General features: G+C 62.5%; 18 protein-coding genes. 6 read left to right on the top strand and 12 right to left on the bottom strand.

Annotated elements, in window-relative coordinates:
* Positions 1-209 precede the first annotated feature (209 nt).
* Together NKI35_RS10020 and NKI35_RS10025 are read right to left on the bottom strand one after the other, a co-directional pair.
* Positions 210-920, bottom strand: a complete 711-nt coding sequence (locus NKI35_RS10020) for a phosphatase PAP2 family protein (RefSeq protein WP_023687516.1) — start codon at positions 918-920, stop codon at positions 210-212.
* A 4-nt stretch (positions 921-924) separates the two neighbouring features.
* Entirely contained in the window at positions 925-1,266 is a 342-nt protein-coding gene (locus NKI35_RS10025) for a hypothetical protein (RefSeq protein ID WP_023673273.1), read from the bottom strand.
* A gap of 240 nt (positions 1,267-1,506) precedes the next feature.
* Between NKI35_RS10025 and NKI35_RS10030 the strand changes: the two genes are divergently transcribed.
* The gene (locus tag NKI35_RS10030) at positions 1,507-1,731 is read left to right on the top strand and encodes a hypothetical protein (protein ID WP_023673272.1); all 225 of its coding nucleotides are present in this window, start codon (positions 1,507-1,509) and stop codon (positions 1,729-1,731) included.
* Between the two features lie 15 nt (positions 1,732-1,746).
* Here the strand turns inward: NKI35_RS10030 and NKI35_RS10035 are convergent, their stop codons facing one another.
* The 3 genes from NKI35_RS10035 to NKI35_RS10045 form a co-directional block, all read right to left on the bottom strand.
* The gene (locus NKI35_RS10035) at positions 1,747-2,427 is read right to left on the bottom strand and encodes a GNAT family N-acetyltransferase (protein ID WP_352739797.1); all 681 of its coding nucleotides are present in this window, start codon (positions 2,425-2,427) and stop codon (positions 1,747-1,749) included.
* Complete coding sequence (locus tag NKI35_RS10040) at positions 2,424-2,909, bottom strand: MarR family winged helix-turn-helix transcriptional regulator (RefSeq protein ID WP_352739799.1); 486 nt, start codon at positions 2,907-2,909, stop codon at positions 2,424-2,426. The genes NKI35_RS10035 and NKI35_RS10040 overlap by 4 nt, the downstream gene beginning before the upstream one ends.
* Before the next feature lie 394 nt (positions 2,910-3,303).
* A complete protein-coding gene (locus tag NKI35_RS10045) occupies positions 3,304-4,506 on the bottom strand; it encodes a flavin-containing monooxygenase (RefSeq protein ID WP_352739801.1) in 1,203 nt (400 codons plus the stop codon).
* A 132-nt stretch (positions 4,507-4,638) separates the two neighbouring features.
* On the opposite strand from NKI35_RS10045, the gene NKI35_RS10050 reads away from it, so the two are divergent.
* Positions 4,639-5,670 (top strand): phosphatidylglycerol lysyltransferase domain-containing protein, encoded by a 1,032-nt coding sequence (locus NKI35_RS10050; protein WP_352739803.1) that lies wholly within the window; start codon positions 4,639-4,641, stop codon positions 5,668-5,670.
* 192 nt (positions 5,671-5,862) lie between these two features.
* Here NKI35_RS10050 and NKI35_RS10055 read toward each other — a convergent pair whose 3' ends face one another.
* A complete protein-coding gene (locus tag NKI35_RS10055) occupies positions 5,863-6,624 on the bottom strand; it encodes an ABC transporter permease (RefSeq protein WP_023703863.1) in 762 nt (253 codons plus the stop codon).
* On the bottom strand, positions 6,621-7,547 hold the full coding sequence (locus NKI35_RS10060) for an ABC transporter ATP-binding protein (protein WP_023692970.1): 927 nt from the start codon (positions 7,545-7,547) through the stop codon (positions 6,621-6,623). The genes NKI35_RS10055 and NKI35_RS10060 overlap by 4 nt, the downstream gene beginning before the upstream one ends.
* Before the next feature lie 270 nt (positions 7,548-7,817).
* Between NKI35_RS10060 and NKI35_RS10065 the strand changes: the two genes are divergently transcribed.
* Both NKI35_RS10065 and NKI35_RS10070 read left to right on the top strand, forming a co-directional pair.
* Entirely contained in the window at positions 7,818-9,179 is a 1,362-nt protein-coding gene (locus tag NKI35_RS10065; protein ID WP_352595227.1) for a cytochrome ubiquinol oxidase subunit I, read from the top strand.
* A gap of 108 nt (positions 9,180-9,287) precedes the next feature.
* Positions 9,288-10,292 (top strand): cytochrome d ubiquinol oxidase subunit II, encoded by a 1,005-nt coding sequence (locus NKI35_RS10070; RefSeq protein WP_023739830.1) that lies wholly within the window; start codon positions 9,288-9,290, stop codon positions 10,290-10,292.
* A gap of 246 nt (positions 10,293-10,538) precedes the next feature.
* On the opposite strand, the gene msrA is transcribed toward NKI35_RS10070, so the two are convergent.
* From msrA to NKI35_RS10085, 3 genes are all read right to left on the bottom strand, one after another.
* Positions 10,539-11,264, bottom strand: a complete 726-nt coding sequence (msrA, locus tag NKI35_RS10075; protein WP_352739806.1) for a peptide-methionine (S)-S-oxide reductase MsrA — start codon at positions 11,262-11,264, stop codon at positions 10,539-10,541.
* A 111-nt stretch (positions 11,265-11,375) separates the two neighbouring features.
* Complete coding sequence (locus tag NKI35_RS10080; RefSeq protein ID WP_023824047.1) at positions 11,376-11,660, bottom strand: hypothetical protein; 285 nt, start codon at positions 11,658-11,660, stop codon at positions 11,376-11,378.
* 81 nt (positions 11,661-11,741) lie between these two features.
* The gene (locus NKI35_RS10085) at positions 11,742-12,443 is read right to left on the bottom strand and encodes a DUF1223 domain-containing protein (protein ID WP_352739808.1); all 702 of its coding nucleotides are present in this window, start codon (positions 12,441-12,443) and stop codon (positions 11,742-11,744) included.
* Positions 12,444-12,637: 194 nt separating this feature from the next.
* Here NKI35_RS10085 and NKI35_RS10090 point away from each other — a divergent pair, with 194 nt between their 5' ends.
* Both NKI35_RS10090 and lepA read left to right on the top strand, forming a co-directional pair.
* Positions 12,638-13,009, top strand: a complete 372-nt coding sequence (locus tag NKI35_RS10090) for an endonuclease domain-containing protein (RefSeq protein WP_023681256.1) — start codon at positions 12,638-12,640, stop codon at positions 13,007-13,009.
* A gap of 139 nt (positions 13,010-13,148) precedes the next feature.
* Positions 13,149-14,954: a translation elongation factor 4 gene (gene lepA / locus NKI35_RS10095; RefSeq protein WP_023687530.1), complete on the top strand. Its 1,806-nt coding sequence runs from the start codon at positions 13,149-13,151 to the stop codon at positions 14,952-14,954.
* On the opposite strand, the gene NKI35_RS10100 is transcribed toward lepA, so the two are convergent.
* Positions 14,938-15,363: a very short patch repair endonuclease gene (locus NKI35_RS10100; protein WP_352626622.1), complete on the bottom strand. Its 426-nt coding sequence runs from the start codon at positions 15,361-15,363 to the stop codon at positions 14,938-14,940. The genes lepA and NKI35_RS10100 overlap by 17 nt on opposite strands.
* Positions 15,364-15,372: 9 nt before the next feature.
* Positions 15,373-16,485, bottom strand: coding sequence for a DNA cytosine methyltransferase (locus NKI35_RS10105; RefSeq protein WP_352626624.1), 1,113 nt, complete (start codon positions 16,483-16,485; stop codon positions 15,373-15,375).
* Positions 16,486-16,589 lie beyond the last annotated feature (104 nt).

Raw genomic sequence — 16,589 nt, forward strand, 5'->3', positions numbered from 1 at the left:
ATGAAACATGATCTCTCCACAAAGCCGGATGGCGGGATACGGGATGAGCATGCTACGTTAACCGCCTTGGCTCTTATTGGCGGGGAAATATCAGTTGAAGATTTTCAGGACCTTGACGACGTCGGCAGCCTTGCTGTCGGCGGTTTTTCTGCTGGCAGGCTGCGGACACGGGCTGATCAACCGGCTGATTTGAATGTCGCTCCGGATCGTCAGTCTTCGGGCTCGTTGCCATCGGCCACCGCCTTGTTCCGCTGCAGCATTCGCGCCGCCAGCCAGCACAGCGTCGCCCAGGTGAAGCCGGCGCACCATCCGGCCAGCACGTCGGAAGGCCAGTGGACGCCGAGATAGACGCGGCTGACGCCGACCAGCAGCGTTACCAGCACCGCCAGGCTGAGGACATAGATTTTCGTCGTTCGTCCCGGCAGGAAGCGCGCTGCCAGCGAGCCCAGCGTGAGATAGGTCACCGCCGACAGCATGGCGTGGCCGCTGGGAAACGACAGCGACGTCTCGTTGGCCAGGTGCGAGACAAGATCGGGGCGCGGCCGGTCGATGCCGGCCTTGAGCAAGGTCGACAGCAGCTGCCCGCCGGCCACCGCGACAAAGATCAGCAGCGCCGTCCTCGGCCTGCGGATCAGCAGGAGGTAGACGATCACCGCCGTTACGATCAGCACCAGCACGCTGGAGCTGCCGAGGCTGGTGATGTCGCGCATCGCGCCTTCCAGCCATGCCGGGCCGACGGGAACATCCGGCTGACCCACTTTTCGGAAAGCGAGCAGGATCTCAGTATCGAAAGCGTGCGGCGTGGTGGCCCGCGCCACCTCCATCAGTTCCTCGAAGCCCCACAGCCCGGCGGCTATCACCAGCCCGGCCAGCAGCACCGGAAATTCAAGCCAGTTGGTGAACGCACGCGGGGTCTTCATCGGACTACAATCGCCCCTGCAGGTAAGGCCCGAGCGAGATCAGCACCACCGCCGCGATGGCCAGCACGATGCCGGTCGCCTGCAAGGCGTTGACGCGTTCGCCGAAGAACACCAGCGCCACCACATTGACCGCCACCAGCTGGATCACCGCCGACAGGCTGAACGACACCGACATGCCGAACTCACGAACCAGCCGCAGCATCATCAGATTGCCCGCCGTATACAGCGCCAGTGTCAGCACGATCTTGCCAAGGCTTGGCGCCAGCCCCCATTGCTTGGCCGCGATTGCCGCCAGCAGGAAGATCACCGTCGAAACGACGAGCTGCGCCAGTCCCCAGAAACTCACTTTTGTGTCTCGCTGTCGTTTGTGGCAGCCCTTGTTTCGCAAGCGCGCCGACACGTCAAGCAGACTGCGGCGAGACAGGCCCGACGATGACGAGAGGTGGCTGAATGAATGGCAGCACGATCGCGGTCTGATTGCAACGCTCGGGCCGGATTAACGCAAACCCAGGCAGCTGCCCACCCAAGCCCCGGAAAAGAATGGACATTTAAACATGGCGCCCTACCTCTTCTGGAGGAGAGTGCCATGCCAAAGTCCGTCTATGACCGTGGCCTGCTGAAACCCGACGACATCGCCAGGCTGCAACGCGTGTTCGACGAAGCCTGCCGCAGGCGCGACGTGCATCCCGATTCGGCGGAGGCGCGGGAGATCGCGCTGAACCTGCTTGCGCTGCACAATGCCGGGATGGTCGAGGAAGATATGCTTATGGAAACCGTGGGTTTCCGCAGGTTGGAGCCGAAATCAGCCTGAGGCCCGCAAGGCGGCCTATCCGGCGCGCTGCACGACGGCCACATTCATCTCTGCCCTCAGCCTGAAGCCGATGGACTCGTACAACCGGACCGCGCCGGCATTGCTGGCATAGGCATGCAGGTAGGGAACTTCGCCGCGCGCAAAAATTCGGTTGGCCACGAACACCGACAGCAGCCGGCCGAGGCCGCTGCCGCGAAATTCGGGATGCGAGCAGACGCCGCTGAGTTCGCTGTAGCCGGGCTGCTTCATGCGCTCGCCGGCCATCGCCGCCAGCCGGCCGTCGATCTTCACGCCCCAGAACTCGCCGAGGCTCAGCGCCTTGAGCGTGAACGGGCCGGGCCTGGTCAGTGACGCCAAAGCGAGCATCCCGGCCGCGTCGTCCTGCGTCAGCTGCTGCACACGCTCGTCCGACACGGCAGGCAATGGCGCCGCAGCAACCATCTGAACACCGAAGGCGGTCACGGTCGCGGTCAGTTCCGGCGGCAAGGCAATGGGGTCCGCCTGGAGCATGAACACGCTCTCACCCGCAGGAATGAGGCTTGCGAGCGCCTGCAGGCTCTCAGCGTCGTCTGTCCCGGAAGCCGCGAAGGGGACGATCGAGGAGGGATAGCGCCTGGCGAGCCTGTCGCCATACGCAAAGATCCGATGCCGCGTGTCGAGCGCGCTCCAGACCGGACGATCGAGGACATGGCTCATGGCGCGACATCCTGTTTCACACGACGGTCGAGTGGGGCCGCCGCCAGGCCGTCCTCTATTGCCGAGAGTTGTTGTAGAAGCGGCCCTGCGATGCCTTTGCACAAGTCGGCAACGGCGTTCTCGATGCGCGGCCAAACGTCTCGCTTCGCCTTATCGACCAGGCGCTGGCCGTTCGCGGTCAGCGAGATCATCCTGCGGCGCTGGTCGTCGTTCGATGGCGCGGCCTCGACCAGCCCCAACTCGGCCAGCAGCGCCACGCTGCGCGTCACCCCCGGCTGGGTGATCCCCAGTGACTGCGCCAGTTCGCCGACAGGCAGCGGCCCGAGCCGGTCGAGCGCGGCCAGCAGAGGATACTGGCTGGACTGCACCGGCACCTCCAGCCCATCGAGCATGCGCTGCGTATCGGCCTGCAACTGCTCGCCGATACGCTTCAGCCTGCTGCCGAGGGTGAGGTAGCCAAGGGATCGAATGATGTCTTCCATGGGTGATCCGCCTGCTGGATAACCATAACATGTTATATAACGATGCAATGAACGAATTCAAGCGCCTGCTTTGGAGGTTGGCCGCACGCATCTCGACTTCGTCATCCTTGGGCGAAGCAGGAGCGAAGCTCCGTCGCGGAGACCCAGGGATCATGCCTTGGCCGTGGAAGCAGCGGAGCAGAACCTGCAACGCAGCGTAGCTCAGAAGTCACGGCATGGATCCTCGGGTCTGCGCCGCGTCGCTACGCTCCTTGCTTCGCCCGTGGATGACGACGGGATGGCGTTTCGCCCAATCGCCAGGATATTCGATCCCGTCTTGCAGATGCGTTGAACCACCAGTCCGCGCCACAGCAGCAGCCCGAAGTGCGGTGGTTCTCCGTCCAGAAGCGCTCGTCTACAACCCCTTGGCGATCTGACGGGCAATCGCTTCGGCCTGCAGGCCGGCGCTGTGAAAATAGCTGGTCAGGCTTGGCCGCATGCCGATGAACCACAGGCCGGGCTGGCCGCTCGGGGTGCCGCCATTGGCCTTCGGCACGCCCTTGGCGTCGAGCACGCCGAGATCGCCCAGCATGGCCTCCAGGCCGGTGCGATAGCCGGTTGCCGCGATCACCACATCCGGCTCGAGCACCGTGCCGTCGTTCAGCCGCACGCCGGCGCCTTCGAAAGCCGCCACCGGCGCCACCACCGAAATCCGTCCGGCCTTCAGCGCGGCAACCGCGCCGTCGTCGACGGCGATCGCGATCTGCTCGACGCCGAGCCGGCTGGCGCCGCCTTTCGGCGCCGGCGGCAGGCCGAAGCGGGCGAGGTCGCCGAACACCAGCCGCTGCGTCGCGGCAATCGCGGCATCGGCAATCCACGTCGGCAGCATCGCCATGAAACCGCCGAAGCGCGCCACGGCGACCTTGCCGATCCGTTTCGGCATCAGCGACGGACCCTGCCTGGCTGACAAGCAGATGGCCTTGGTGTCGGCGCGGGCGAGGTGGTTGAGCACGTCGAAGCCGGAATTTCCGGCTCCGACCACCAGCACGCTTTTGCCCACATAGTCCTGTGCTGTGCCGAAATCGGCGGCGTGGATAAGTTTGCCGGTGAAAGTCGCCTTGCCTTGCCAGTCCGGCGTCCATGGCAAGCGGTCGCGGCCGGTGGCGACGATGACATTGCGGGCGCTCAGCGTTTCCCGGCCCGTATGGACGAGCCAGCCATTGCCTCTGCGTTCGATCCGCTCGACGGCGGTGCCGAATTCGACCCTTATGCCGCGCGCGCGGGCAAAATCCTCGAGATAACCGACGATGGCATCCTTGTTCGGAAAGGCGGCGGTGCGTGGCGGATAGGCAAGGCCGGGCAGGGCCGATAGCGCGCGATGCGTGTTGAGGGTCAGCTTCTCGTGCCGCCGTCGCCACGGTTCGGCGATCCGCGGCTCCTTTTCAAGCACGACGACTCGCACGCCGCGCCGGCCAAGCGCGTCGGCGGCCGCCAGCCCCGCCGCTCCGGCGCCGATGACGATAACCGTATAGTCGGGTCCTTTCGGCCCCAGGACGATAGGCATCGTTTCGCTTGTCGTAGCCGCCATTCGGTCGAGATTTCCTTTCAGGTGCGCCATGGGACCCGTCCTATATGGCACGTCCCATATGGCACAGGGGCGATATGATCGATAATGAGGTCGCGTCAATGCGACTGATTCGAGGCCTTGGGGGCAAGCCTCTGTTTATCATCGGCACGCGGAAGCTCGACCATGCCCTCCTTGCGCATCTTTCTCGACAGACTGCTGGAGGGCGCCGCAGCCAAGGTGCCGCGCCAGGATTTTTCGCATGTCGAGCGGCTGGCGCTTGTCCGCCAGCACGGCGACTTCTCGCTGGCCTATTCGACCGCCGTGCAGCAAAAACTGTCCTATTTCGGCGACGCCGACGGCTACATCGCCTTCGGCACCAAGATGAAGCGCCATTTCGCGCTCGGTGACCCGGTGGCCCATCCGGCCGATCGGCCCGACTATATCAGGCGCTTTGTCGAAGCCGCCGACAGCCCGTGGTTCGTGCAGATCGGCGAACCGACGGCGCGCGTTCTGGCCGGGCTCGGCTACCAGGTCAACCGTCTCGGCGTCGACACGCGGCTGGAACTGCCGGCTCACGATTTTTCCGGCAAGCGCAACGAAACCGTGCGGTATTCCGAACGCTGGCTGTTGAAGAAGGGGTTTTCTTTTGGCGAAGGAGCGGTCTATCTCGACGAGGTCCAGCGCCTGTCACAGAACTGGCGGGCCGACCGCATCGTCAAGCGCTGGGAGATGGCGTTCCTCAACCGCCCCTTTGCCGATCATCTCGGCATCGATATGCGCCGTTTCGTGCTCTACAGCCCGGAAGGCGAGCTCGTCGCTCTGCTCGATTTCGATCCGATGTTCCGGGATGGCAAGGTGATCGGCTACACCACCTCGTTCAAGCGCAAGCACATCGATGCCTCGCCGCATGCCGAAATCGGGCTGACCAAATTCGCCGTCGACCGGTTTCGCAATGAGGGCATTTCGGTCGTCACGCTCGGCCTGTCGCCGATGCTCGAGGTCGGAGCCAACGGCTTTGCCGAATCGAGCTTCTGGCGCAACGCCTTCGCGCGGGCCTATGAGTCGCCCTGGGTCAACCGCAGCAAGTTCAACCTCAAGGGCCAGGCGGCGTTCAAGCGCCGCTTCCACGGCATCGAGGAACCGACCTACATCGCCTTCCGCCAAGGCAGGCTGATCGAGATGCTGGGGTTGCTGCGCCTCATCAAGGCGATCTAGCAAGAACCGTGGCGGCCAACGTGGCCAATTTGCCCTCAGCAAAACTGTTGATTTGACCGGCGCACGGGCGATCGCCTATTTGCATGTCGCTCAAAAGTGGTCCCGATTTGAGCAAACGACATGCATAAAAACAAAGACCTAATGCGCGTCGCCTGAGTCCGTTCAAACGCGACGCGCTTTAGAGCGGCAGGGTCAGTTGCGCAGCCGGTAGCCGGTGCGGAAGATCCAGGCGACGATGGCGATGCAGATGGCGAGGAACACCGTCGTCATGCCCAGGCTGACGGCGACCGAGACATCGGACTTGCCGTAAAAGCTCCAGCGGAAACCGCTGATCAGGTAGACGACCGGGTTGAACAGCGTCACCGTGCGCCAGGTCTCGGGCAGCATGTTGATCGAATAGAAGCTGCCGCCGAGGAAGGTCAGCGGCGTGATGATCAACAGCGGCACCAGCTGCAATTGCTCGAAGCTTTTCGCCCAGATGCCGATGATGAAGCCGAACAGGCTGAAGGTCACCGCCGTCAAGACAAGGAAGGCCAGCATCCAGAACGGATGCTGGATGGTGAGCGGCACGAACAGCGAGGCCGTCGCCAGGATGATCAAGCCGAGGATGATCGACTTGGTCGCGGCGCCGCCGACATAGGCGATGACGATCTCCAGATACGACACCGGCGCCGACAAGAGCTCGTAGATGGAGCCGACGAATTTCGGGAAATAGATGGCAAAGGAGGCGTTGGAGATCGACTGCGTCAACAGCGACAGCATGATCAGGCCGGGCACGATGAAGGCGCCGTAGCTGATGCCGTCAATCTCGGTGATGCGCGAGCCGATGGCCGAGCCGAAGACGACGAAATAAAGCGATGTCGAGATCACCGGCGAGACGATGCTCTGCAGCACGGTGCGGAACGCACGCGCCATCTCGACCCGGTAGATCGCCCATACTGCTCGCCAATTCATGGCTCTTGCCTCAACAGATTGACGAAGATCTCCTCGAGCGAGCTGTTTTGCGTGTCCATGTCGCGGAACTGGATGCCTGCCGTCTCGAGTTCGCGCAGCAGCGATGCGACGCCGGGGCGTTCGCTCTGGTTGTCATAGGTGTAGGTCAGCTGTGTGCCATCGCCCGACAGCTCCAAGGCGTAGTGCGAGAATGCATCGGGAATGGCGGTGAGCGGGTTGCGCAATTCGACGATCAGGCGCTTGCGGCCGAGCTTGCGCATCAGTTCGGCCTTGCCCTCCACCAGGATGATCTCGCCGCGGTTGATGACGCCGACACGGTCGGCCATCGCCTCGGCCTCTTCGATATAGTGCGTGGTGAGGATGATGGTGACGCCGTCGTCGCGCAGCCGTCGCACCATCGCCCACATGTCCTGGCGCAGTTCGACGTCGACGCCGGCCGTGGGTTCGTCGAGGAACAGGATGCGCGGCTCATGTGACAGCGCCTTTGCAATCATCAGCCGCCGCTTCATGCCGCCCGACAGCGTGATCGCCTTGGCGTCCTTCTTGTCCCACAACGACAGGTCGCGCAGCACCTTTTCGACGAAGCCCGGATTGGGCGCCTTGCCAAACAGGCCGCGGCTGTAGGTTACGGTTGCCCAGACGCTCTCGAACGCGTCGATGGTCAGCTCCTGCGGCACCAGCCCGATCAGGCTGCGCGCGGCGCGGTAGTCTCGGTTGATGTCGTGGCCGTCGACGGTCACCGTTCCCGACGAACGGTTGACGATGCCGCAGACGATCGAGATGAGCGTCGTCTTGCCGGCGCCGTTCGGCCCCAGCAGCGCGAAAATCTCGCCGCGTTCGATGTCGAGGTTGATTTCCTTCAGCGCCTTGAAGCCGGTGGCGTAGGTCTTGGTGACCCCGGAAATCGAAATGATGGAAGGCAAATTAGTGGAAGACATGAGGCCGAAAACGACTGTTTGAAAGAGGCGGGGATTATTATTGCGCTGAATGTCGGTGCGCACGGCGCGAAGTCAATGCCGCTGCTGACAATTGTGGACAAACGTTCCCCTTTTGCCGTTTCGTCATGGGGGTATCGGGGCACTGACGGATTGATCCCATCTGCTGCGACAACGCGCCCCGCGTGACGCCAAGCCGCTTTGACCGGACCGCATCCGCCGCCTATTCTGCGCCAACAAACAGCAGCCGGAGCCCGCATGGACCCGCTCATCCTGTCGCGAATGCAGTTCGGGGCGAATATCTCGTTCCACATCCTGTTTCCGACCATCACGATTGCGCTTGGCTGGGTGCTGCTGTTCTTCAAGCTCCGCTACAACGCCACCAATGATTCCGCCTGGATGCGCGCCTATTTCACCTGGGTGAAAGTGTTCGCGCTGTCCTTCGCCATGGGCGTGGTCTCCGGCGTCACCATGAGCTTCCAGTTCGGCACCAACTGGCCGGGCTATATGGAAAAGGTCGGCAACATCGCCGGGCCGCTGCTTGCCTACGAGATCCTCACCGCCTTCTTCCTCGAAGCGGCCTTCCTCGGCATCATGCTGTTCGGGTTCCGCCGCGTCTCCAACCGCGTCCACACGCTGGCGACGGTATTGGTCGCCGGCGGCACCACGCTGTCAGCCTTCTGGATCATCGCGCTGAACTCCTGGATGCAGACGCCGGCCGGCTTCGAGATGATCGACGGCAAGGCGCATCCCGTCGACTGGTGGGCGATCGTCTTCAACCCGTCCATGCCCTACCGTCTGACGCATATGCTGCTTGCCTCCGGCCTGACGGTGTCGTTCCTGATCGCCGGCCTGTCGGCGCTGCGCTACCTCACCGGCGACCGGTCGGAATCGATGTGGAAGGCGCTGCGCACCGGCGTCTTCACCGCCGCCATCCTAATCCCGATCCAGATCTTCGCCGGCGACCAGCACGGGCTGAATACGCTGGAGCACCAGCCGCAGAAGATCGCCGCCATGGAGGCGAACTGGAACACCGGCCCCAACGTGCCGCTGGTGCTGTTTGCGCTGCCCGACGAGGCGGCGAAGGAAAACAAATTCGAGATCGCCATTCCCGACGGCGCCAGCCTGGTGTTGCGCCATTCCACCAGCGGTATCGTGCCGGGGCTCAACGACTATCCCGGCCTGCATCCGCCGGTCTTCCCGGTGTTCTGGGGCTTCCGCATCATGGTCGGCACCGGCATTTTGATGCTCATCGTCTCGTGGTCGGCGACCTTCTTCCTCAAGCGCCGCCACAGCCTGCCCAAGCCGCTGGCCTTGCTGATGGTGCCGATGGCGCTGTCGGGCTGGCTGGCGACGCTCGCCGGCTGGTACACCACCGAAATCGGCCGCCAGCCCTGGCTGGTCACCGGCGTGCTGAAAACCGCCGACGCTATCGGCCCGGTCGCCGGCAGCCATGTCGCGCTGACGCTCGCCATCTATCTCATCCTCTATGTGCTGCTGTTGATCGCCTATCTCGGCGTGCTGGTGCACCTGGCGCTGAAGGCCGCCAAGGACGGCGATACCTCGCCGCTCCCGGGGGTGATGAAGACGGCCATGTCGCAACCGGCCGCAGCGGAGTGAGGAATGGTCCGCGTAGCGGACGAAAAGCCAACGATTTGGCTTTTCGAATGACGAACGCCCGGAGCAATAGCGAAGGGCAGAACCGTTGATGAGAGGGATGACAGACCGATGAGCTTCGACTGGCCAACCGCGCTGCCCCTGATCTTCGCCGGCCTGATGGGCCTCGCCATCCTGATCTACGTCATTCTCGACGGTTTCGATCTCGGCATCGGCATCCTGTTCTCGGTCGCCGAAGATGCCGAGCAGGACACCATGATCGCGGCAATAGGCCCGTTCTGGGATGCCAACGAGACATGGCTGGTGCTGGCCGTCGGCCTGCTCCTGGTCGCCTTCCCGCTGGCGCATGGCGTCATCCTCACCGCGCTCTACATTCCGGTCTTCGTGCTTTTAGTCGGCCTCATCCTGCGCGGCGTCGCCTTCGATTTCCGCGCCAAGGTGCCGGCCGGCAAGAAGCATCGCTGGAACCGCATTTTCTTCCTTGGTTCCGTCATCGCCTCGCTGGCGCAAGGCTATATGCTCGGCGTCTATGTGCTTGGCCTCGATGTCGGCTTTGGCGGCATCGCTTTCGGGGCGCTGGTGGCGCTCTGCCTGTCGGCGGCCTATGCAGCGATGGGCGCGGCCTGGGTCATCTACAAGACCGAGGGCGAATTGCAGAGGAAGGCGGTGGCCTGGCTGCGCACGGCCCTGGTGCTGACCGCGCTCGGCATGGCGGCGGTGTCGCTGGCGACCCCATTCGCCAGTCCGCGCATCTTCGCCAAATGGTTCGTCTGGCCCGAAATGCTCTATCTGTCGCCGCTGCCGATCCTGTCGGCGCTGCTGTTCCTGTGGCTGTGGCGGCAGACCTTCCACCTGCCCAAGCCCGACGATCGCCACGCGCTGCGGCCGTTCCTGACGCTCGCCGCCATCTTCGCGCTCGGCTTTGCCGGGCTTGCCTGGTCGTTCTACCCCTTCGTGGTGCCCGAGAGGCTGACCATCTGGCAGGCGGCGTCGGCGACGGAAAGCCTGGCCATCATCCTCGCCGGCACGGTGGTCGTGCTGCCGGTGATCATCTTCTATTCGTTCTATGCGTATCGGGTGTTTGGGGGCAAGGCGACGGATCTGACGTATGATTGAAGGGCTCTCTAATCGCGGTTTGCGCGAGGCACCCCCCTCTGGCCTGCCGGCCATCTCCCCCTCAAGGGGGGAGATCAGCTCCTCACTGCGGCCTTCGCCAACCTTGCAAGATGAGCACCGTCAGCGACGCTGCCAATCTCCCCGCATGAGGGGGAGATGCCCGGAAGGGCAGAGGGGGGTGCTGTCCCGCTGGCGTCTCAGGTAGGGCGTCGCCGCTCTCTGCGTCCGGCCAAGTCCTATCGCCCCTCAGCTCTTGCCCGCCAGCACCAGCACCGGCTTCTCGCTATACAACCCCGGGAACAGCGCCTTCAAATTCGCCACCTTGGGCAGGTCGTTGTAGACGATGTAGGGGTAGGTCGGGTTCAGCGTCAGAAAGTCCTGGTGATATTCCTCGGCCGGATAGAAGGTTTTGCCCGTCTCCAGCGTGGTGACGATGGGCTTGGCAAACACTTTCGCCTGGTCGAGCTGGGCGATGTAGCTCTGCGCGATCTTCTGCTGCTCGCCATTCTCGGCAAAGATGGTCGAGCGGTACTGGGTGCCCGAGTCCGGGCCCTGGAAGTTCAACTGCGTCGGGTTGTGGGCGACCGCGAAATAGACCTGCAGCAGCTGGCCGTAGGTCACCTTGGACGGATCGTAGGTGATCTCGACCGATTCGGCGTGGCCGGTGCGGCCGCTGCCCACCGTTTCGTAGACGGCGTCATCCTTGGCGCCGCCGGTGTAGCCGGAGACGGCCTTGGTCACGCCCTTGACGTGCTGGAACACGCCCTGCACGCCCCAGAAGCAGCCTCCGGCGAAGATAGCCTTCTCGCTGCCGCTGGCGGCCTTCTCGTCCATTGCCGGTGGCGGGATCACCACCGCGTCCTCTGCCGAGCGCGCCGGGCTCTGCCAGAGGGCAGCCGCCGCGGCGGCGACGATGAGCGCGGCAAGCGCGCTCTTGAAGATCGGCGTTCTAGTCCTTGCAATGCCGGTCATGTCTGATCTCCTTGATGGTGGCGAAGACTATACGACAGAACGTCCCGCCAGGTTTCTCAAATTGCTGTGCGCCGGCCCGGCCACTGTGCGGCCGGGCCATGGGATCAAGTCTTATTGCGCGGGCGCCATGGCGTCCGCCGGCTTCATCGCATCCGTTGCGGGTTTCATGGCATCGGCCGGCTTCATGGCGTCGGTGGCGGGTTTCATCGCATTCGTCGCCATTGGGTCGGCTGGCTTCATGGCATCGGTCGCCGGCGCCATGGCATCGGTAGCGGGCTTCATCGCCTCGGTTGCCATCGCCGGCTTCATGGCGCTGGTCGCGTCTTCGGCGCGGGCGCCGGCGGCGAAGGCGGTCATCGAAAGCGCAAAGGCGAGTGCGGTCAGGATCTTGGTCATGATGGTATTTCCTCCTTGAAGAGGGCGCGCGGATGCGGGCCCGGTTATGCCGCGCTAGCGGCGTTGCGTAGAAAAGGAAAATCAGTCGGCGGCTGCAGCCAGGATCGGCCCACCACCCGGCGACTGCACCAGCACGGCGGTGCTCAAGCCGCCGGAGGCTGCCGGCAATGGCAGCGTGGTGGCGTCGCCGCTCCAGCTGCCGAGTTTCTCCAGCGAGTGCACGACATTGGCATGCGGCAGCGTGCGCCCGGTATTCTCGCCGCGCGCCACCGGCACTTCGACGACGCCCTTGTTGTAGCGAACCAGCCAGACATCGGCGCGGCCGGCCGGCGCGGAACCGGCGCCGATGCTGATCTTGCCGCCGTCGAGCGACAGCGTCGGCCCGTTCGTGTGACCGCTCGCGGAAATCAGCTGCTCGATCTCGCCGGGCGCCGCGCCCACCGCATCGGCACCGCCATTGACCACCACCTGCGGCGTGAACGGGCCGGAGCGGCCGAGCGACGGCTCATAGCGCACCTGGCGCTGGGTGAACTCCTCGCGGCCGAAAATGTCCTTCCAGCCGAGATAGTCCCAGTAGGTGACGTTGAACGACAGCGCCAGAACGCCCGGCTCGTCCTTGACCTTGATCAGATTGGCATTGGCCGGCGGGCAAGACGAACAGCCCTGGCTGGTGAACAATTCGACCACGGTGAGCGGCTGGGCGAAGGCGGTGCCGCCAAGCATCATCAGCGCGGCGCCTACGGCAGCCAGCATGCCGGCGCGTTTTGGGTTGGATCCAGTCATCGGGGGTCTCCGTTGCGGCGGGTTCATCCCACACTTCGTCGCTGCCCGAGGCTTCGTTACATGGTTCACCGCTTCGTGATTGGGGGCGGACGCGTCGTTGCCTTCTCCCCTTGTGGGAGAAGGTGGATCGGCGCGAAGCGCCGAGACGGATGAGGGGTGTTCCAGCGGAGTGAGACGTTGGTTAATCTAACGTCATGCCACATCAGCCCGTCGCTCCTGCCAAACGAAACTTTGCCCGTTCGCTCCGACGTGAAATGACGGAGGCGGAAGACAAACTGTGGCACGAACTACGTGACCGCAGGCTCGATCGGATCAAATTTCGGCGCCAAGTTCCTGTTGGAAAATACGTCGCCGATTTCGCTTGTCTTGAATCACTCCTCATCATCGAGATCGATGGGAGTCAGCATGCGGACTCAGAGTCAGACCAGGCCCGTAGAACGGAACTGGAGGCGAGAGGCTTTCGTGTGTTGCGCTTTTGGAACGACGATGTCCTGAAAGACATGGACAGCGTCTGCACCACGATAATCGCTTATGTAAGGGATGTCAGTTTGCAGCCATGGCGGTGAAAGAACGCCGGCGTCAAGCTGGAACACCCCTCATCCGTCTCGGCGCTGCGCGCCGATCCACCTTCTCCCACAAGGGGAGAAGGCAAGGGCACCGCCACCCCGCTTGCCCCTGCAACCCGCCCCTGCTAAAGCGCGCGCCATGAGCACGCCTCTCGACCACATCCGCAATTTCTCCATCGTCGCCCATATCGATCATGGCAAATCCACGCTTGCCGACCGGCTGATCCAGTCCACCGGCGGGCTGGAGCTGCGCGACATGAAGGAGCAGGTGCTGGACTCGATGGACATCGAGCGCGAGCGCGGCATCACCATCAAGGCGCAGACCGTGCGGCTGAAATACCGCGCCAACAATGGCGAGGACTATATCCTCAACCTGATCGACACGCCCGGCCATGTCGACTTCGCCTATGAAGTGTCGCGTTCGCTGGCCGCCTGCGAGGGCTCGCTGCTGGTCGTCGACGCCTCGCAAGGCGTCGAGGCGCAGACGCTGGCCAATGTCTACCAGGCCATCGACAACAACCACGAGATCGTCGTGGTGCTGAACAAGGTCGACCTGCCGGCCGCCGAGCCCGAGCGCATCCGCGAGCAGGTCGAGGAAGTCATCGGCATCGACGCTTCCAACGCCGTGCTGATCTCGGCCAAGACCGGCCTCGGCATTCCCGATGTGCTGGAGGCTATCGTCCACCAATTGCCGCCGCCGCGCGAAGGCGATGCGTCAGCACCCCTGAAAGCCATGCTGGTCGACAGCTGGTACGACGCCTATCTCGGCGTCATCGTGCTGGTGCGCATCATCGACGGCGTGCTGAAAAAGGGGGCGACCATCCGCATGATGGGCACCGGCGCCAAACATCTGGTCGAGCGCACCGGCGTGTTCACGCCGGCCCGCATCAATGTCGACGAGCTCGGCCCCGGCGAGTTCGGCTTCTTCACCGGCTCGATCAAGGAAGTAGCCGACACCCGCGTCGGCGACACCATCACAGAGGACAAGCGCCAGACCGCGCACGCCCTGCCCGGCTTCAAGCCGGCGCAGCCGGTGGTGTTCTGCGGCCTGTTCCCGGTCGACGCCGCCGATTTCGAGGATCTGCGCGCCGCCGTCGGCAAGCTGCGCCTCAACGACGCCTCCTTCTCCTATGAAATGGAAACCAGTGCGGCGCTCGGCTTCGGCTACCGCTGCGGCTTCCTTGGCCTGCTGCATCTGGAAATCATCCAGGAGCGGCTGGAGCGCGAGTTCAACCTCGACCTGATCGCCACGGCACCCAGCGTCGTCTACCGGCTGCTGCTCACCGACGGCTCGATGAAGGAACTGCACAACCCGGCCGACATGCCCGACGTGGTCAAAATCTCGGCCATCGAGGAGCCGTGGATCCGCGCCACCATCCTGACGCCCGACGACTATCTCGGCGGCATCCTGAAGCTCTGCCAGGACCGGCGCGGCATCCAGGCCGACCTCTCCTATGTCGGCAAGCGCGCCATGCTGATCTACGACCTGCCGCTCAACGAAGTCGTCTTCGATTTCTACGATCGGCTGAAGTCGATCTCCAAGGGCTACGCCTCCTTCGACTATCATCTGACCGACTACAAGGAAGGCGACCTGGTGAAGATGTCGATCCTGGTCAATGAAGAGCCGGTCGACGCGCTGTCCATGCTGGTCCACCGCACGGCGGCGGAAAAGCGCGGCCGCCAGATGTGCGAGAAGCTCAAGGAGCTGATCCCGAACCATCTGTTCAAGATCCCGATCCAGGCCGCCATCGGCGGCAAGGTCATCGCCCGCGAAACCATCTCGGCCCTGCGCAAGGACGTGACCGCCAAATGCTACGGCGGCGACGTCTCGCGCAAACGCAAGCTGCTCGACAAGCAGAAAGAAGGCAAGAAGCGGATGCGGCAGTTCGGCAAGGTGGATATCCCGCAGGAGGCGTTTATTCAGGCGCTTAAGATGGGGGATTGAGGGGCGCGAGGAACCTTTCAAGTTTGGACGTGAGGTCGTCGATACTCCTTGTCTCGCACTCCCAAATTGTAAGCGTCTCCCATCCGTTCGACTTAAGTAATCGTTCAGACAGCTCGTCGCGTTCGATGTTTTTATCGAACTTTATTGCCCAAAAACCGATGTTGCTCTTTGGAAAAGAGGCTTTTACGCAACCCGGATGGCGGTGCCAAAAACAGCCATGAACAAAGATCACCTTGCGTCTTTTATTCATTACGATATCGGGACTGCCCGGCAGCTCTCGCCGGTGAAGTCGGTATCGAACGCCCATCGCGTACAACAAGCGACGGACTCGCATCTCAGGCGTGGTGTCTTTCCCGCGAACTTTGGACATTAGAGCGGATCGACGCTCTGGAGACAGTCGGTCGGCCATCACCAATAGCTATGCAGCTCGAACAAATTTATCCAGACCCATCTTGGAGACAATGACCTTTAGAACTGCCTCTGCGAATGGGGGGGCGACGCTATTGCCGATCATTCGGTGGCTGTGCCACTTGGTGGGGTGGAACTGGAACCAATCCGGGAAACCCTGAATTCTCGCGGCCTCACGAACAGTTATAACCCTCGGTTCTTCCGGATGGACTGGGCGTGCTGCCTGAAAGGATCCCTTTTCACTGCCTGTGCCTGCCCGAAGCACATAGGCGGATCGCTCCCAAGAGAGCTTGGGATACTTGCTGATCTTGTCGCGTCTCCCGGCCTCAAGTTTTGCAAAACGTTCTTCAACAGCAACCGTGTGCACAGTTGGCTGGAAGCCGCTTATCAGTCCCTGAGCCAGTTTCTCGATGGCTAATTTCGATCCCAGCTGTTCGGGAGGTGGCCGCCGCATCCTCGTTCCATACTCTGTCGGCACAATTTTGGCTGGATAAGGCACCCACTCATCTTTTACAGTTGGTCCCGGCAAATCACCGATTGCGTCTCTTACAGTCGGCCTTAACCCCACCTTGGCAGCAACAAGGTCCGCTTTCGTCAAATGATCCATCTCGCTCGGATCGTAGCCGATGACCACAAGTCTTGGTCTAGATGTGGCCGCTCCGTAGTCGGCCGCATCCAAAATGAGCGGATCAAGTACCTTGTAGCTAGACGGAAGAATATCGAGCGCTCGATCAAGCGCGCCCCTATTTGTCTCTTCCATAAGCCCGGGAACATTCTCCATAAAGAAAAACCGAGGTCGCAGAGCGGCAACGTTCCTGAAGTAACTCAGCAACAATGCATTGCGGGGATCGTTCACTTTTCGCCTGCCCATTACGCTAAAGCCTTGGCACGGTGGTCCGCCCAAGATCGCCGTCAAGCGGTCGCTTCCCAAAAAATGAGCTAAACTCGCTGGGTCCAGCGTCAACAGATCTTCATTCAGAATTTTTGAATGCGGAAAATTTAGCGCGTAGGCGGACGACAAAGTTCGATCCACGTCGATCGAAACAGCGGGAAAAAGGCCTGCGTTCGCCGCCCCCAAGGAGAGGCCGCCACAGCCGCAAAAAAGATCAACTACCGTATTCAATCGAAACTCTCCGACTCTTACGGAATAGCCAATACCCGTAATCCTTGCGATCCACAATTTCCGATACAGCAAACAGCCGTCTGCTTGTCTATTAATGTATCCTG

This window comes from Mesorhizobium sp. M0676, assembly GCF_040320535.1.
Taxonomy (GTDB): domain Bacteria; phylum Pseudomonadota; class Alphaproteobacteria; order Rhizobiales; family Rhizobiaceae; genus Mesorhizobium.

Excerpts from the sequence above, each read along its gene's own strand:
- NKI35_RS10020 (WP_023687516.1), bottom strand. The coding sequence starts at position 920 with ATGAAGACCCCGCGTGCGTTCACCAACTGGCTTGAATTTCCGGTGCTG.
- NKI35_RS10030 (WP_023673272.1), top strand. The coding sequence starts at position 1,507 with ATGCCAAAGTCCGTCTATGACCGTGGCCTGCTGAAACCCGACGACATC.
- NKI35_RS10035 (WP_352739797.1), bottom strand. The coding sequence starts at position 2,427 with ATGAGCCATGTCCTCGATCGTCCGGTCTGGAGCGCGCTCGACACGCGG.
- NKI35_RS10040 (WP_352739799.1), bottom strand. The coding sequence starts at position 2,909 with ATGGAAGACATCATTCGATCCCTTGGCTACCTCACCCTCGGCAGCAGG.
- NKI35_RS10045 (WP_352739801.1), bottom strand. The coding sequence starts at position 4,506 with ATGGCGCACCTGAAAGGAAATCTCGACCGAATGGCGGCTACGACAAGC.
- NKI35_RS10050 (WP_352739803.1), top strand. The coding sequence starts at position 4,639 with ATGCCCTCCTTGCGCATCTTTCTCGACAGACTGCTGGAGGGCGCCGCA.
- NKI35_RS10055 (WP_023703863.1), bottom strand. The coding sequence starts at position 6,624 with ATGAATTGGCGAGCAGTATGGGCGATCTACCGGGTCGAGATGGCGCGT.
- NKI35_RS10065 (WP_352595227.1), top strand. The coding sequence starts at position 7,818 with ATGGACCCGCTCATCCTGTCGCGAATGCAGTTCGGGGCGAATATCTCG.
- NKI35_RS10070 (WP_023739830.1), top strand. The coding sequence starts at position 9,288 with ATGAGCTTCGACTGGCCAACCGCGCTGCCCCTGATCTTCGCCGGCCTG.
- msrA (WP_352739806.1), bottom strand. The coding sequence starts at position 11,264 with ATGACCGGCATTGCAAGGACTAGAACGCCGATCTTCAAGAGCGCGCTT.
- NKI35_RS10080 (WP_023824047.1), bottom strand. The coding sequence starts at position 11,660 with ATGACCAAGATCCTGACCGCACTCGCCTTTGCGCTTTCGATGACCGCC.
- NKI35_RS10085 (WP_352739808.1), bottom strand. The coding sequence starts at position 12,443 with ATGACTGGATCCAACCCAAAACGCGCCGGCATGCTGGCTGCCGTAGGC.
- NKI35_RS10090 (WP_023681256.1), top strand. The coding sequence starts at position 12,638 with ATGCCACATCAGCCCGTCGCTCCTGCCAAACGAAACTTTGCCCGTTCG.
- lepA (WP_023687530.1), top strand. The coding sequence starts at position 13,149 with ATGAGCACGCCTCTCGACCACATCCGCAATTTCTCCATCGTCGCCCAT.
- NKI35_RS10100 (WP_352626622.1), bottom strand. The coding sequence starts at position 15,363 with ATGGCCGACCGACTGTCTCCAGAGCGTCGATCCGCTCTAATGTCCAAA.